Annotated in this window: 16 protein-coding genes; 6 read left to right on the top strand and 10 right to left on the bottom strand. The window is 61.3% G+C overall.

Annotation, left to right across the window (positions count from 1 at the left end; all coding sequences use genetic code 11):
* Positions 1-146: 146 nt before the first annotated feature.
* On the bottom strand, positions 147-1121 hold the full coding sequence (locus tag GCN74_RS21395) for a LysR family transcriptional regulator (protein ID WP_152258542.1): 975 nt from the start codon (positions 1119-1121) through the stop codon (positions 147-149).
* Positions 1122-1238: 117 nt separating this feature from the next.
* Between GCN74_RS21395 and GCN74_RS28880 the strand changes: the two genes are divergently transcribed.
* Together GCN74_RS28880 and GCN74_RS21390 are read left to right on the top strand one after the other, a co-directional pair.
* Positions 1239-1388 carry a hypothetical protein gene (locus GCN74_RS28880; protein ID WP_193317192.1) on the top strand — a complete coding sequence of 50 codons (150 nt, stop codon included), beginning with the start codon at positions 1239-1241 and terminating at the stop codon, positions 1386-1388.
* Between the two features lie 54 nt (positions 1389-1442).
* Positions 1443-1694, top strand: coding sequence for a hypothetical protein (locus tag GCN74_RS21390; RefSeq protein WP_152258541.1), 252 nt, complete (start codon positions 1443-1445; stop codon positions 1692-1694).
* A 13-nt stretch (positions 1695-1707) separates the two neighbouring features.
* Here GCN74_RS21390 and GCN74_RS21385 read toward each other — a convergent pair whose 3' ends face one another.
* From GCN74_RS21385 to GCN74_RS21345, 9 genes are all read right to left on the bottom strand, one after another.
* Entirely contained in the window at positions 1708-2247 is a 540-nt protein-coding gene (locus tag GCN74_RS21385; protein ID WP_152258540.1) for an NAD(P)H-dependent oxidoreductase, read from the bottom strand.
* Positions 2248-2466: 219 nt separating this feature from the next.
* Entirely contained in the window at positions 2467-2808 is a 342-nt protein-coding gene (locus tag GCN74_RS21380; protein ID WP_152258539.1) for a winged helix-turn-helix transcriptional regulator, read from the bottom strand.
* A gap of 153 nt (positions 2809-2961) precedes the next feature.
* Positions 2962-4266 carry a citrate synthase gene (gltA, locus tag GCN74_RS21375; RefSeq protein WP_152258538.1) on the bottom strand — a complete coding sequence of 435 codons (1305 nt, stop codon included), beginning with the start codon at positions 4264-4266 and terminating at the stop codon, positions 2962-2964.
* 122 nt (positions 4267-4388) lie between these two features.
* On the bottom strand, positions 4389-4670 hold the full coding sequence (locus GCN74_RS21370; RefSeq protein ID WP_034752073.1) for a succinate dehydrogenase assembly factor 2: 282 nt from the start codon (positions 4668-4670) through the stop codon (positions 4389-4391).
* A gap of 117 nt (positions 4671-4787) precedes the next feature.
* Positions 4788-5498, bottom strand: coding sequence for a succinate dehydrogenase iron-sulfur subunit (locus GCN74_RS21365; protein WP_034752075.1), 711 nt, complete (start codon positions 5496-5498; stop codon positions 4788-4790).
* 9 nt (positions 5499-5507) lie between these two features.
* Positions 5508-7289 carry a succinate dehydrogenase flavoprotein subunit gene (gene sdhA / locus GCN74_RS21360; RefSeq protein WP_152258537.1) on the bottom strand — a complete coding sequence of 594 codons (1782 nt, stop codon included), beginning with the start codon at positions 7287-7289 and terminating at the stop codon, positions 5508-5510.
* Between the two features lie 2 nt (positions 7290-7291).
* A complete protein-coding gene (gene sdhD / locus GCN74_RS21355) occupies positions 7292-7657 on the bottom strand; it encodes a succinate dehydrogenase, hydrophobic membrane anchor protein (protein WP_034752078.1) in 366 nt (121 codons plus the stop codon).
* Positions 7658-7659: 2 nt separating this feature from the next.
* Positions 7660-8082 carry a succinate dehydrogenase, cytochrome b556 subunit gene (gene sdhC, locus GCN74_RS21350; RefSeq protein ID WP_034752080.1) on the bottom strand — a complete coding sequence of 141 codons (423 nt, stop codon included), beginning with the start codon at positions 8080-8082 and terminating at the stop codon, positions 7660-7662.
* 306 nt (positions 8083-8388) lie between these two features.
* Entirely contained in the window at positions 8389-9273 is an 885-nt protein-coding gene (locus GCN74_RS21345) for a GntR family transcriptional regulator (protein ID WP_152258536.1), read from the bottom strand.
* Between the two features lie 305 nt (positions 9274-9578).
* On the opposite strand from GCN74_RS21345, the gene GCN74_RS21340 reads away from it, so the two are divergent.
* The 4 genes from GCN74_RS21340 (at position 9579) to acnA (ending at position 15079) form a co-directional block, all read left to right on the top strand.
* A complete protein-coding gene (locus GCN74_RS21340) occupies positions 9579-10568 on the top strand; it encodes a malate dehydrogenase (protein ID WP_034789110.1) in 990 nt (329 codons plus the stop codon).
* 126 nt (positions 10569-10694) lie between these two features.
* The gene (locus GCN74_RS21335) at positions 10695-11693 is read left to right on the top strand and encodes an HpcH/HpaI aldolase/citrate lyase family protein (protein WP_152258535.1); all 999 of its coding nucleotides are present in this window, start codon (positions 10695-10697) and stop codon (positions 11691-11693) included.
* Positions 11694-11706: 13 nt separating this feature from the next.
* The gene (locus tag GCN74_RS21330) at positions 11707-12270 is read left to right on the top strand and encodes a hypothetical protein (protein ID WP_152258534.1); all 564 of its coding nucleotides are present in this window, start codon (positions 11707-11709) and stop codon (positions 12268-12270) included.
* 88 nt (positions 12271-12358) lie between these two features.
* Entirely contained in the window at positions 12359-15079 is a 2721-nt protein-coding gene (gene acnA, locus GCN74_RS21325) for an aconitate hydratase AcnA (protein WP_152258533.1), read from the top strand.
* Positions 15080-15099: the final 20 nt, after the last annotated feature.

Genomic DNA, 15099 nt, shown 5'->3' with positions numbered 1-15099 from the left:
TTTTATTGCGCCAGCATTCTTCATACCGTCATTTAGAATAGCACGCGGTATTGTAACGCAACAACCGCTAGTTGAATTTTATTTGGCAAGCAAATGTAAGCTGTGTTGCTGATTTTCCCGGGCTTGCCAGCCTGTTATTGTTGTGCTTACGGCACCTCCCCGCCCCCGCCGGCGTGCCGCTTGCGCCCAACTGGTCTGCCTGGCAACGGCGCCGCCGCGATGGCCGCCAGCCAATCGGGATCGCCGGCAAACCATTCCACCAGGAAATCAAGCATGGTCCGCAGCAAGGGCGACATGTGCTGGCGCGAGGTATAGATGCCGTAGATGCCCATGTCCTGCGGCTGATACGCAGGCAGGAGCTCCACCAGTTGCCCGCTGGCGATCAGCGGCGCGGCCGAATAGCGCGGCTGCATGGCGATGCCCGCCCCCGCCACCGTGGCCACCAGCAGCACCAGCGACTCATTCGCCGACAGGCGGCCGCTGACGGGGACAGTAAGCGCTTCCCCGTCGTGCGTGAACTGCCACAGGCTCTTGCCGAAATACGTATAGGTCAGGCAATTATGCAGGGCCAGGTCTTCCGCCCGGCGCGGCGTGCCGTGCGCGGCCAGGTACGATGGTGCGGCGCACACCACCGAAGCGCAGCTGGCCAGCTGGCGCGCGATCAGGTTCGGCTCGAGCGCGTTCGTGATGCGGATCGCCAGGTCGATGCGCTGCTCCACCAGGTTGACGGCGCGGTTCTCCATCTGCAGGTCGACGGCGGCGCGCGGATAGCGCCGCAGGTAAGCGGTCACTGCGCCGGCCAATGCCGTCTGCGCCAGGGATTGCGAACAGGTGATGCGCAGCAGACCGTGCGGCGTATCGGCGCCTTCGGGCGATGTGACGGCCATGGCGCCGGCCACCTCCAGCATCTGCCGGCAGCGCGCCAGGGTGGCCTCGCCCGCATCCGTGAGGCTCAGGCGGCGCGTGGTGCGATGCAGCAAGCGCGCCCCCGCCCACTGCTCCATCTCGGCCAGGTAGCGCGTCACCATGGCGCGCGACATGTCGAGCGCTTCGCTGGCGGCCACCATGCTGCCGCGCTCGGCGATGGCGACAAACACTTGTGCGGCGGTGATGCGGTCCATCTGCGGCCCTCCCTTGATTCGTTCGATTCATGCAACTAAGTATTGCAATCTACCCTATTTCCCCCGACTGGTCGAAAGGATAATATGCGGCAGAGTATCTGATATCGAAAGAATAATTTGCTTGCACGCGCCGCCCGCCCCCTCCGCACGCCGGACACCTTTCATCTGGATGTGCTGGGCCGCGCGCCGTCGACTTCGCTGCTGCTGAGCGGCGTGGCCGATGCCATCCTCGTCAATGCCCAGTTCCTGCGCGACGATGCGGCGTAGTTAGCGCACACCATCGCCGCCAGCGGCAAGCGCCTGACCACCATCTATATCAGCATGGCCGAACCGCAAGCGTATTTCGGCCTGGGCGTGCTGCAGCACGCCTTTCCGCAAGCCCGCATCCTCGCCAGCAGCGCCACGGTGGAGGCGATCCGCCGCCAGGCGGGCGCCAGGGTCGCCCACTGGGGCGGCATCCTCAAGCACAATGCGCCGCGCTGCATCGTCATGCCCCAGCCCTACGAAGGCAGCAGCCTGCAACTCGAGGGCCGGTACGTCGAACTGCACTGCCTGGTAGCCGCACTCAACTAAGCCGAAGCCCACCTTACAAGGCGGCCAGGAAACGCTCGTATTCCTGCGCGCTGCGCGCCAGCCGTTCGGCATAGCCCGCCTCCTTCGGCCCGTCTTCCGCGCCATAGAAGGCAAAGAAGCGGCGGTTGTCGGCGCCGATGTACGCCAGGGTCACATCGAACGGCGCCAGCAGCTGCGCCAGGCTGACGTTCCACTTGCCTTCCGGCGTGAAGTCTGCCTGGCGGATGCCTGCCGTGACGGCCAGCGCCACCTTGCGGCCCTTGAAGGCGTCGCCGCCCGTGCCGTAGGCCCAGCCATACGCCAGCACGTCATCGAGCCACCGCTTCAGCAGGGGCGGACAGTTGAACCAGTACACGGGGAATTGCAAGACCACATTGGCGTGCGCTTCCACCAGCGCCTGCTCGCGCGCCACATCGATGTGTCCGTCCGGATAAGCCTCGTGCACATGGTGGATGGTGTAGCGCTCGGGATACTGCGCCAGCTCCTGCAGCCAGCGCTTGTTGGCCACCGAGGTGGCGATGGAGGGATGGAAGACGATAACGAGGGTTTTCATGAGGCTGCTTTCCTGAGTATGGAATGGGTGCGCCGGGCCCGCATTCGCAGGCAAGCCGGCCCCCTGCCCCCAGGCGCGCGGTCGCGCCTTCAGGGGCAGAAACAGCATAGCCATGGCGGGTACTTTTCACAAGTATGCACATTTACCACTCATACAGTAAGAAAAGTAAGCTACGCGAGCGCAGAAAGCCCTTCAGTGGCATGCGCCTGCCCATGCGGATCAGCCTGGCTGGTGCTGCTCGCCCCATTCGCACAGGGTATTGAGCACGGGAATCAGCGATGCGCCCTTGCTTGAGAGGAAATATTCAACCTTGGGCGGCACTTGCGGATATTCCTTGCGGACGATCAGCGCGTCGGCTTCCAGTTCCTTCAGGACGACGCTGAGGGTCTTGAAGGCGATGCCGCCGAGATGGCGCTTGAGTTCGTTATGCCGCAGCACGGTGTTTCCCGCCAGCGCGTACAGGATCAGCATCTTGTATTTGCCGCCGATCAGCGACAAGGTGTAGCCAAAGCCCGTGTCGCCCAGGGCCACGCCGCTGGGGGCGCATATGTCTTCGTTCATTGCGTTGTGCTTCCTGTTGATCCAGGGCCCGAGCATAACAGCCTGGCAGCCTGCCGTTGCAACGCCCGACAGGGCGGGCATAAAAAAAGCGAGCCCGAAGGCTCGCTTTTGCGCACCGGGCCGCAAGGCCCGGCAAGGATGCGGCGGCTTGACTTAAGCGCGCTTGTCCAGTGGCAGTACTTCGCGGGTCGTCGAACCGACGAACAGCTGGCGTGGACGGCCGATTTTCTGTTCCGGATCGGCGATCATTTCGTTCCACTGGGCGATCCAGCCGATGGTGCGGGCCATGGCGAAGATACCGGTGAACAGCGACACAGGGATGCCCAGCGCCGATTGCACGATGCCCGAGTAGAAGTCGACGTTCGGGTACAGTTTGCGCGACACGAAGTATTCGTCGTTCAGTGCAATCTTTTCCAGTTCCATCGCCAGCTTGAACAGCGGGTCGTCCTGCAGACCCAGTTCTTGCAGCACTTCGTAGCAGGTTTCACGCATCAGCTTGGCGCGCGGATCGAAGTTCTTGTACACGCGGTGGCCAAAGCCCATCAGCTTGACGCCGGAGTTCTTGTCCTTGACTTGCTCGATGAAGGCAGGGATGTTCTCGACGGTGCCGATTTCCTTCAGCATGTTCAGTGCCGCTTCGTTGGCGCCGCCGTGGGCAGGGCCCCACAGGCAGGCGATACCGGCAGCGATACAGGCGAACGGGTTGGCGCCCGACGAACCGGCCAGACGGACGGTCGAGGTCGAAGCGTTTTGCTCGTGGTCTGCGTGCAGGATCAGGATGCGGTCCAGGGCGCGCACCAGCACGTCGTTGACCTTGTACTCTTCGCACGGATTGGCAAACATCATGTGCATGAAGTTGGCGCTGTACGACAGGTCGTTGCGCGGGTACACGAACGGCTGGCCGACCGAGTACTTGTAGGTCATGGCGACCAGGGTAGGCATCTTGGCGATCAGGCGGATGGCCGACACTTCGCGGTGACGCGGGTCGTTGATGTCCAGCGAGTCATGGTAGAACGATGCCAGCGCGCCGACGGTGCCCACCAGGACCGACATCGGATGCGCGTCGCGGCGGAAGCCACGGAAGAAGAATTGCATCTGCTCGTGCACCATCGTGTGCTTGGTGACGGTATCGACGAACTTGGCTTTTTGCGCTGCGTTCGGCAATTCGCCGTTCAGCAGCAGGTAGCACGATTCCATGAAGTCGGCGTTGACGGCCAACTGTTCGATCGGGTAACCGCGGTACAGCAGCTCGCCCTTGTCGCCGTCGATGTAGGTGATCGACGAGTTGCAGGCGGCCGTCGACATAAAGCCTGGGTCGTAGGTGAACTTGCCGCTACCGGCGTACAGTTTGCGGATGTCGATGACGTCCGGGCCAACCGTGCCTTTGTAGATTGGAAATTCAAGCGATGGGCTGCCATCGGAGAACGACAGGGTAGCTTTTGTGTCAGAGATATTCATGGGCTCTTCCTTCTCGGGAGTGAGTCGAAATTAAAATCAAAAATTCTGGCTGCAATTCGCACCGCAATTCGGCAGTGCTACAGCGCGCCACTCGCACCGTTTGCAATATATCGCCCAGGCGTCTAGGCAATGCGCAGTCGTTGCAGCAGTGCGCGCACATGCGGCAGATCGACTTCGCCTTCCGGCTCTTTACGGGCCAGTACCAGATCCATTAACGCATTGTCCGATAAATCCAGCAAACGCGTCAGCGCGTCGACTTCTTCATCGGTCAATTCGGTTTCATACGCATCGAGAAAACGGGTCAGGATAATGTCGTTTTCCAGCAGGCCACGGCGTGAACGCCAGCGCAGGCGGGCGCGGTTGGCCGGGTCGGCCTGATGCGAGGACAAAATTGATTCTGTCATTTGGTTTACCACTTTACGTGTGCCTTGCGGCACGGTGCTGCTTTGCAGGCGCCGCCTGCAGGCAAGAGAGGATACCCTCTTACCGCAAACGGCGCCCGGCGGACGCGGTCAGGAGAATCAGATCGCGCGGCGGACCATCAATTCCTTGATCTTGCCAATCGCCTTGTTCGGGTTCAGGCCTTTCGGGCAGACGTCGACGCAGTTCATGATCGAATGGCAGCGGAACAGGCGGTACGGGTCTTCCAGGTTGTCCAGACGCGCGCCCGTGGCTTCGTCGCGCGAATCGGCGATGAAGCGGTAGGCTTGCAGCAGGCCGGCCGGGCCGACGAACTTGTCCGGATTCCACCAGAACGACGGGCACGACGTGGAGCAGCATGCGCACAGGATGCACTCGTACAGGCCATCGAGTTCTTCGCGCTGTTCCGGCGACTGCAGGCGCTCTTTTTCAGGCGGGATCGAATCGTTGATCAGGAAAGGCTTGATCGAATCGTACTGCTTGAAGAATTGCGTCATGTCGACGATCAGGTCGCGGATGACCGGCAAACCTGGCAACGGACGCAGCACGATAGGCTCCGACAGCTCGTTCAGGTTGGTCGTGCATGCCAGGCCGTTCTTGCCGTTGATGTTCATCGCGTCCGAACCGCACACGCCTTCGCGGCACGAGCGGCGCAGGGCCAGCGAGTCATCGACGTCCGCCTTGATGCGCTGCAGCGCGTCGAGCAGCATCTTGTCGGTGTCTTTCAGTTCGACCGTCAGGTCTTGCATGTACGGCTTGGCATCCTGGTCAGGATCGTAGCGGTAGATTTTGAATTTGAGAGTGCGTGCCATGGTATAGCCTTAGAAAGTACGTGGTTTCGGTTTGAAGGTATCAACCGTCAGCGGCTTGGTCACGACTGGCTTGTATTCCAGTCGGTTGCCTTCCGAATACCACAGAGTGTGCTTCATCCAGTTGTCGTCGTCACGTTGCGGATGGTCGTCCTGGGCGTGGGCGCCGCGCGATTCCTTGCGGGCTGCTGCCGAAACGATGGTCGCTTTCGCCGTTTCGATCAGGTTGTCCAGCTCCAGCGCTTCCACGCGGGCCGTGTTGAAGACCATCGATTTATCCTTGAAGGAGACGTGCTTGCGGCGCTCGTCGAGCTTCATGATTTCTTCGACGCCCTTGTTCAGCATCTCGTCGGTACGGAACACGCCACAGTACTTCTGCATCGTTGCGCGGATGTCGTTTGCCACGCCCTGCACGGTTTCCGTGCCGGTCGAGTTTTCCAGGCGCTGCAAGCGGGCCATGGCGAAATCGGCCGCATCGGCTGGCAAAGGCTTGTTTTCCTTGGCTTTCAGGCCGCTGCCCACGATGTGGTTGCCGGCCGCGCGGCCGAAGACCACCAGGTCCAGCAGCGAGTTCGTGCCCAGGCGGTTGGCGCCGTGCACCGAGACGCAGGCGCATTCGCCGATCGCGTACAGGCCGTTGACGACTTTCGCCGAATTGTCCGGACCGGTCGGGGTGACGACCTGGCCGTGGATGTTCGTCGGGATACCGCCCATCTGGTAGTGAATCGTCGGCACGACAGGAATCGGTTCCTTGGTGGCGTCGACGTTGGCGAACTTGTGGCCGATTTCCAGGATCGACGGCAGGCGCTTGGCGATGGTGTCGGCGCCGATATGGCGCAGGTCCAGCATCACGTGGTCCTTGTTCGGACCGCAGCCGCGGCCTTCCTTGATTTCCTGGTCCATCGAACGCGACACGAAGTCGCGCGGCGCCAGATCCTTCAGGGTCGGCGCATAGCGCTCCATGAAGCGTTCGCCTTCGCTATTGATCAGGATGCCGCCTTCGCCGCGCACGCCTTCGGTGATCAATACGCCCGCGCCGGCCACGCCGGTCGGGTGGAACTGCCAGAATTCCATGTCCTGCAGCGGCAGGCCGGCGCGTGCCGCCATGCCCATGCCGTCGCCGGTATTGATGAACGCATTCGTCGACGCGGCGAAGATACGGCCTGCGCCGCCCGTTGCCATGACCGTCGTCTTTGCTTCCAGGATCATGCATTCGCCCGTTTCCATTTCCAGCGCCACAACGCCGATCACGTCGCCGTCGGCGTCACGGATCAGGTCGAGTGCCATCCATTCGACGAAGAAGTGCGTACGGGCGCGCACGTTGCGCTGGTACAGGGTGTGCAACAGGGCGTGACCGGTACGGTCGGCTGCCGCGCAGGCGCGCTGCACCGGCTTTTCGCCGAAGTGGGCCGTGTGGCCGCCGAATGGACGCTGATAGATGGTGCCGTCAGGGTTGCGGTCGAATGGCATGCCGAAGTGTTCCAGTTCGTACACGACTTTCGGTGCTTCGCGGCACATGAATTCGATGGCATCCTGGTCGCCCAGATAGTCGCCGCCCTTGACGGTGTCGAACATGTGCCAGAACCAGTTGTCTTCGGCCATGTTGCCGAGCGACGCGCCGATACCGCCCTGCGCCGCAACGGTGTGCGAGCGGGTCGGGAAAACTTTCGAGAGGACGGCGACGTTCAAGCCGGCTTCAGCCAGTTGCAACGACGCGCGCATGCCGGAACCGCCGGCGCCAACGATCACCGCGTCAAAGCGGCGGGTAGGGATTGCAGATTTATATGCTGCCACGATTACACACTCCAGAGTATCTGTACCGTCCAGCCGGCACAAGCGATCAACCACAGCATGGTGGCAATTTGCAGGGTCAGACGGAGGCCAGCGCTTTTCACGTAGTCCATCCAGATGTCGCGTACGCCGACCCATGCGTGGTAGAACAGGGCGACGAAGGTCACCAGGCTGAACAATTTAAACCACTGCTGTGCGAACAGACCGGCCCAGCCTTCATAGCTGAAGTTGCTGCCAGTCAAGAAAGAAATAAGCAGGATGGCCACATAGGCCACCATGACGATGGCGGTGACGCGTTGCGCCAGCCAGTCGCGCAAGCCGTAATGGGCACCGACGACGAGGCGTTTCGGTCCGATATTATTGTCTGCCATGTTTAAAATACTCCAAACAGTTTCAAAGCAACCAGGGCCGTCAACACCAGGCTCACGACCAGCACGGACGACGCTGTCTTGCGTGCCGAATCTTTTTCGATGGCAACGTGCACATCCATGAACAGGTGACGGATACCGGCGCAGAAGTGGTGCAGGAAGGCCCAGACCAGACCCAGGGTGATCAGCTTGACGAACCAGTGCGAGGCGATGCCCTGGAAGTAGGCGTAGGACATCTCGGAACGCAGGCTCAGTTCCAGCATGTACAGGATGCACGGCAGCAAGGCGAAAATGATGAAACCGCTGATGCGATGCAGGATCGAGACGATGGCGCCGACAGCCATGCGGTAGTTCGACAATTCGGTAACATGAATGTTACGGAATTGCGGCCGTTCTTTTTTTGGTACTTCTCTTACGGCTTCAGACATAACAAAAACCTCCCCTTTGAATTTCAACTAAATATTGAAGCCGCGATTTTCGCCGATTTTCGCAACCCATACCAATATCTATTGTTACATATAACCAAAATGGTTTTTTACTACAAAATACCGCGCTACTTTCCGTAGTTCACGTAATTTAATTACAGAATCGCCGGCAAAGCACGGCCCGCCGGGGCTGGCCATGCTGTCGCTGCGCTTTCTGTTGTCTCCGTTGCCCGCCTTGCGGCAGGCATCTTGCAAGCGATGCACTTCAGTTTTGCTGCTTGTTCGGGCGCCCGCAGGCGCCCCGCCGCTTCAACTGAGTTCATTCTGATAATGATGACGACTGGTCAGGTACAGGCCCCGGCGCAGTTCGACCGGCTTGTCGCCGTAGGTAAACGACACGCGCTCGGAACTGAGCAAGGGCGTGCCGAGGTCGATATTCAGGAGCTGCGCGGCGCCCGCATCGGCGCACACGGCGCGGATCTGCTCGGACGCGCGGATCATGCGCGTGCCAAATTCCGTTTCAAACAGGCCATACATGGGCCCCTTGTATTCCACCAGACGCTCGGCCGTGAGGCCCTTGAAGATCAGGCCGGGCAGCCACAGCTCCTCGACGATGGTGGGCACGCCGTCGAAATACTGCACGCGCTTGATGAAGATGACGGCGTCGCCCGATTTCAGGTCCATCAGGCGCGCCACGTCGGCCGGCGCGCGCACGCGCTTGACTTCGATAAACTTGCTTTCCGGATAATGCGGCACGCCTTCGTCCGGCACCAGGCGCAGGAAGCGGAAGTGCGCGCGCGCCTCATGGTGGGTGGAAACGAAGGTGCCCTTGCCCTGGCGGCGCATGACGAGATTCTCGGCGGCCAGTTCATCGATGGCCTTGCGCACCGTGCCCTGGCTGACCTTGAAACGGCCGGCCAGCTCGACTTCGCTGGGGATCAGCTCGCCCGGCTTCCATTCGCCCGATTGCAGGCTCTGCGTAATGAGCGCCTTGATCTGCTGGTACAGGGGACTGAAGGTGGGCGACGCGCTAGCGACGGGCAGCGCCGCCGCAGTGGTATTGGTGCCGGCCACCACGGCGGCAGGGGCATTGGCCGCTGCGGCGACGGGCGTGGCCGGGGTGCCCGCGGTCGGACTGACCGCCCCGCTTGCAGCAGTGGCATTGTTGGTCAGATTGGACGAGGCGGAATTCATAGTCCGACATTTCAACACAAATCACTGCCCGCGTCCAGTAAAACACACGTAGTTATCTGTCTTATATAAGACATAAGATATGATTGACAGATAGAGATCGGAGGCCTAAACTGCCCTCGATAAAACTTGTGAGCCAGCGTTTTATGTTGTCGGCCAGCCACTCTGGTCTCGTGCAGCACAGGCGTGACGGCAGCGTACACCAGCAATTCGGTGGCGCGGGCCGGTTTTGGTATCATTATAGTTTTTCCGGATAAGCGTAAGCCCAGCTTCAAGCCCGTTTTCTTTCCCATTTTTGGAGATTCATCATGGCTAAAACCCCAATGCGTGTTGCAGTGACCGGCGCCGCCGGCCAGATCGGCTACGCCCTGTTGTTCCGCATCGCCAATGGCGACATGCTCGGCAAAGACCAGCCTGTCATCTTGCAACTGCTTGAAATCCCGGACGAAAAAGCCCAGAAGGCGCTCAAGGGCGTGATGATGGAAATCGACGACTGCGCATTCCCGCTGCTGACGGAAATGACCGCCCACTCCGATCCGCTGACCGCATTCAAGGATGTCGACGTGGCCGTCCTGGTGGGCGCGCGTCCACGCGGCCCAGGCATGGAACGCAAGGACCTGCTGGAAGCGAACGCACAGATCTTCACGGTACAAGGCAAGGCGCTCGACGCCGTCGCTTCGCGCAATGTCAAGGTACTGGTGGTCGGCAACCCTGCCAACACCAACGCCTACATCGCCATGAAATCGGCACCATCGCTGCCGGCGAAAAACTTCACCGCCATGCTGCGCCTGGACCACAACCGCGCGCTGTCGCAAGTCGCTGCCAAGACCGGCACCGCCGTGAAAGACATCGAGAAGCTGACCGTCTGGGGCAACCACTCGCCAACCATGTACGCCGACTACCGCTTCGCCACCGTGAACGGCAAGGCTGTCAAGGACCTGATCAACGACCAGGAATGGAACGCCAACACCTTCCTGCCGACCGTCGGCAAGCGCGGCGCGGCCATCATCGAAGCGCGCGGCCTGTCGTCGGCAGCGTCGGCAGCGAACGCCGCCATCGACCACATCCATGACTGGATGCTGGGCACCGCCGGCAAATGGACCACCATGGGCGTTCCTTCGGATGGCTCGTATGGCATTCCTGAAGGCACCGTGTTCGGCTTCCCGGTCACCACCGACAACGGTGAGTACACCATCGTTCAAGGTCTGGAAATCGATGCATTCTCGCAAGAGCGCATCAACCTGACCCTGAAGGAACTGACCGAAGAGCGCGAAGGCGTGAAACACCTGCTGGCCTAAGTCCAGTCCCGGCGGCGCGGCACGGACGTGCCGCCCGCTACGCAGGCCGTCCCGCGCATGGCGCGGCGCGGCCTGTGCGGCCCGACTGTTTATCAAGTAGTTTTTACCTGCAGAAATGCCTTAAGCATGCACCCTTCCGAGGTTTTATTCCAAGGCAAACGCCAGCCGCTGTTGCTCGCCGCTTGCGACCACTACGCCGGCTCCGAAAAGCTGATGCGTAAATCGATTGCTTTGCAACAAGAGCTTGGCCCCCTGTTCGACATCACGTTCGACTGCGAAGACGGCGCCAGCGCCGGCAATGAAGAAACCCACGCCCACATGATCGCCGGCCTGCTGGCCAGCGAGGAGAACCAGTTCAACCGCATCGGCGTGCGCGTGCACGACGTCGACAGCGCGTTTTTCGCGCGCGACGTGGAAATCATCTGCGGCGCCGCCAGCCGCCTGGCCTATATCGCCGTGCCGAAGGTGGGCGGCGTGCAGGACGCCATGCTGGCCATCGACCTGATCAACCTGCACGCGCGCCGCGCCGGCCGCGACAACCTGCCCGTGCACATCCTGATCGAGACGCATGGCGCGCTGCGTGACGCCTACGCCATCGCCGCCCTGCCCCAGGTCGAATGCCTGTCCTTCGGCATCATGGATTTCGTTTCGGCCCATTACGGCGCCATTCCCGCCGCCGCCATGCGCACGCCGGGCCAGTTCACGCACCCGCTGGTGGTGCGCGCCAAGCTGGAAGTGGCCGCCGCCTGCCACGCGCACGGCAAGGTGCCGTCGCATAACGTGACGACGGACGTGCGCGATTCGGCCGTGGTGGCAAACGATGCCCAGCGCGCGACGGCCGAGTTCGGCTACACGCGCATGTGGAGCATCCATCCGGACCAGATCAAGCCCATCATCAAGGCCTTCACGCCGCGCCTGTCCGAAGTCAACGAGGCCAGCAACATCCTCAATGAAGCGCTGCGCGCCAACTGGGGACCGATTGCGCAAAATGGCCGCTTGCACGACCGCGCCAGCTACCGATATTATTGGACCGTTTTGCAACGCGCCAAACTGGCAGGCCTGGGCCTGCCCGAGGCGGCCGCTGCATTATTGAACGCGCTGCCTACCAGCACCACTGAAAACTGACAGGAATTACACGATGTCCATCTCCAAATTAGCAATTGCCTGCAGCGTCGCGCTGGGCGCCATGACCCTCACGCTGGCGCCAGCCAGCTTCGCCGCCACGGACACCAAGGAAGCGGCAAACGCCAAGGCGGTCAAGACGGCCAAGGCCAAGCCGAAAGCCAAGACCACCAAGGCCAAGGCGACCGCCAAGGAAGCGCATCCGCTGGCCATGTCGGTGGTCGACAAGGAAGAGTCCGATGAACCGGATACGGCAGGCTCCGCCTCCACCGATTTCAATTGTGAACTTGGTAACAAAATTACCATCTACACCAATGCGACTGACGACAAACACATCGCCCTGCGCTGGAAGAAGCGCCTGCACCGCCTGAGCCGCGTGGGCACCACCACCGGCGCCAACCGCTTCGAGAACCGCTTGTACGGCCTGGTCTGGATCGGCATCCCGGCCAAAGGCATGCTGCTCGATTCCAAGCAAGGCCGCCAGCTGGCCAACGAATGCAAGGATGCGGAGCAAGCCAAGCCTGCGGCAGTGGTGGAAGCCGCGCCATCGCTGGGCGTGCTGCCGGCGACCGGCGGCTGATGTGAGCAGCAAGGGCCTCTTCGGGGGCTCAGTCATGTTTTGTAATTTGAATAATCAATAAATAGACGATACCCAACAAGGAGAGGTCATGTCCCGCAACACTCTGAACACGCTCAAGGACTTTAATATTTCGGATAGCAAGAAGGGCAAGCTGTACTCCCTGCCTGCGCTGGAAAAAAGCCTGGGCATCAATGTCTCCCGCCTGCCAGTGTCGATTCGCATCGTGCTCGAATCGGTATTGCGCAACTGCGACGGCAAAAAAGTCACCGAAGAACACGTCAAGCAATTGGCGAGCTGGGGCCCGACCGCCGAGCGCACCGACGAGATCCCGTTCGTGGTGGCGCGCGTCGTGCTGCAGGACTTCACCGGCGTACCGCTGCTGGCCGACCTGGCAGCGATGCGCAACGTGGCCGCCAAGATGGGCATCAACGCGAAGAAAATCGAACCGCTGGTGCCGGTCGACCTGGTGGTCGACCACTCGGTCACCATCGATCACTACCGCGAAAAGAAAGCCCTGGACCTGAACATGAAACTGGAATTCTCGCGTAACAACGAGCGCTACCAGTTCATGAAATGGGGCATGCAGGCATTCGACACCTTCGGCGTCGTGCCGCCAGGCTTCGGCATCGTCCACCAGGTCAACCTGGAATACCTGGCGCGCGGCGTGCACCACGCAGGCAAGAAAGCCGGCGACGTGTACTACCCTGACACCCTGGTCGGCACCGACTCGCACACCACCATGATCAACGGCATCGGCGTGGTCGGCTGGGGCGTGGGCGGCATCGAGGCGGAAGCGGGCATGCTGGGCCAGCCGGTCTACTTCCTGACGCCTGACGTCATCGGCGTGAACCTGTCGGGCGCGCTGCGCGAAGGCTGCACCGCCACCGATCTGGTCCTGACCATCACCGAATTGCTGCGCAAAGAGAAAGTCGTCGGCAAGTTCGTCGAATTCTTCGGCGAAGGCACGGAATCGCTGACCCTGACCGACCGCGCGACGATCGCCAACATGGCACCGGAATACGGCGCGACCATGGGCTTCTTCCCGGTCGACGAAGCCACCATCGACTACTTCAAGGGCACGGGCCGCAGCAAGGCTGAAATCGCCGCGTTCGAAGGCTACTTCAAGGCGCAAAACCTGTTCGGCGTGCCAAAAGCCGGCGACATCGACTACACCCGCGTGGTGGAACTGGACCTGGCGTCCGTCGCTCCGTCGCTGGCCGGCCCGAAACGCCCGCAAGACCGTATCGAAATCGGCAACGTGAAAGCCAACTTCGCCGAACTGTTCGCCAAGCCGACGACGGAAAACGGCTTCAACAAGAACCCGGCCGACCTGGCTGCCGTGTACGAAACGACGAACGGCGTGAAAGTGTCGAACGGCGACGTGCTGATCGCCGCGATCACCTCGTGCACCAACACCTCGAACCCGAGCGTGATGCTGGCTGCCGGCCTGCTGGCCAAGAAAGCCGTGGAAGCCGGCCTGAAAGTCGCTCCGCACATCAAGACCTCGCTGGCTCCCGGCTCGCGCGTCGTCACCGAGTACCTGACGGCTGCCGGCCTGCTGCCGTACCTGGAAAAACTGGGCTTCGGCGTGACCGCCTACGGCTGCACCACCTGTATCGGCAATGCGGGCGACCTGACGCCTGAAATGAACGCCGCCATCGCCGCCAACGACATCGTCGCATCGGCCGTGCTGTCGGGCAACCGCAACTTCGAAGCGCGCATTCACCCGAACATCCGCTCGAACTTCCTGGCCTCGCCACCGCTGGTCGTCGCTTACGCCATCGCCGGCAACATGACGCGCGACCTGATGACGGAACCAGTCGGCAAGGGCAAGGGCGGCAAGGACATCTACCTGGGCGACATCTGGCCGACCTCGGCTGAAGTCTCGGCCATGATGAAGTTCGCCATGAACGCCAAGGTGTTCAAGGACAACTACGCGGACGTCAAGGGCGCGCCAGGCAAGCTGTGGGAGAAAGTCACCACCGTCTCCGGTCAAGTCTACAACTGGCCGAAATCGACCTACATCGCGGAACCTCCGTTCTTCGACAACTTCTCGATGACGCCAGCAGCGGTCGCCACCGGCATCGAAGGCGCGCGCGCCCTGGGCGTGTTCGGCGATTCCATCACCACCGACCACATCTCGCCAGCCGGCTCGATCCAGGAAAACGGTCCTGCAGGCAAATGGCTGAAAGAAAACGGCGTCCTGAAAGCGGACTTCAACTCCTACGGCTCGCGTCGCGGCAACCATGAAATCATGATGCGCGGCACGTTCGCCAACGTGCGTATCAAAAACCGCATGATCCCTGCCAAGGCAGACGGTTCGGCAGTCGAAGGCGGCATCACGATTCACCAGCCTTCCGGCGAAGAAATGTCGATCTACGACGCAGCGATGAAATATGTTGCTGAAGGCACGCCAACCATGGTCTTCGGCGGCGAAGAGTACGGTACGGGCTCGTCGCGCGACTGGGCAGCCAAGGGCACCCAGCTGCTGGGCGTGAAAGCCGTGATCACCCGTTCGTTCGAACGCATCCACCGCTCGAACCTGGTGGGCATGGGCGTGCTGCCGCTGCAATTCATCGGCGACGACAGCGTGCAAACGCTGGGCATCACCGGCAATGAAACCTTCGACCTGAAAGGCCTCGAAGGCGAAATCAAGCCACAGCAACTGGCCACCCTGGTCATCCACCGCGCCGACGGCACCAGCGTCGACGTGAAAGTGCTGCTGCGCATCGATACGCCGATCGAAGTCGATTACTACAAGCATGGCGGCATCCTGCCATTCGTGTTGCGTCAACTGCTGGCCGAGTAATCAGCCCAGCCGTGAGGTAA

Origin of the sequence: Janthinobacterium sp. FT14W, from assembly GCF_009208755.1 — a bacterium.
Taxonomy (GTDB): domain Bacteria; phylum Pseudomonadota; class Gammaproteobacteria; order Burkholderiales; family Burkholderiaceae_D; genus Janthinobacterium; species Janthinobacterium violaceinigrum.
Note: the sequence above shows the minus strand (reverse complement) of the source record. Positions and strands in the feature narration are given on the sequence as shown.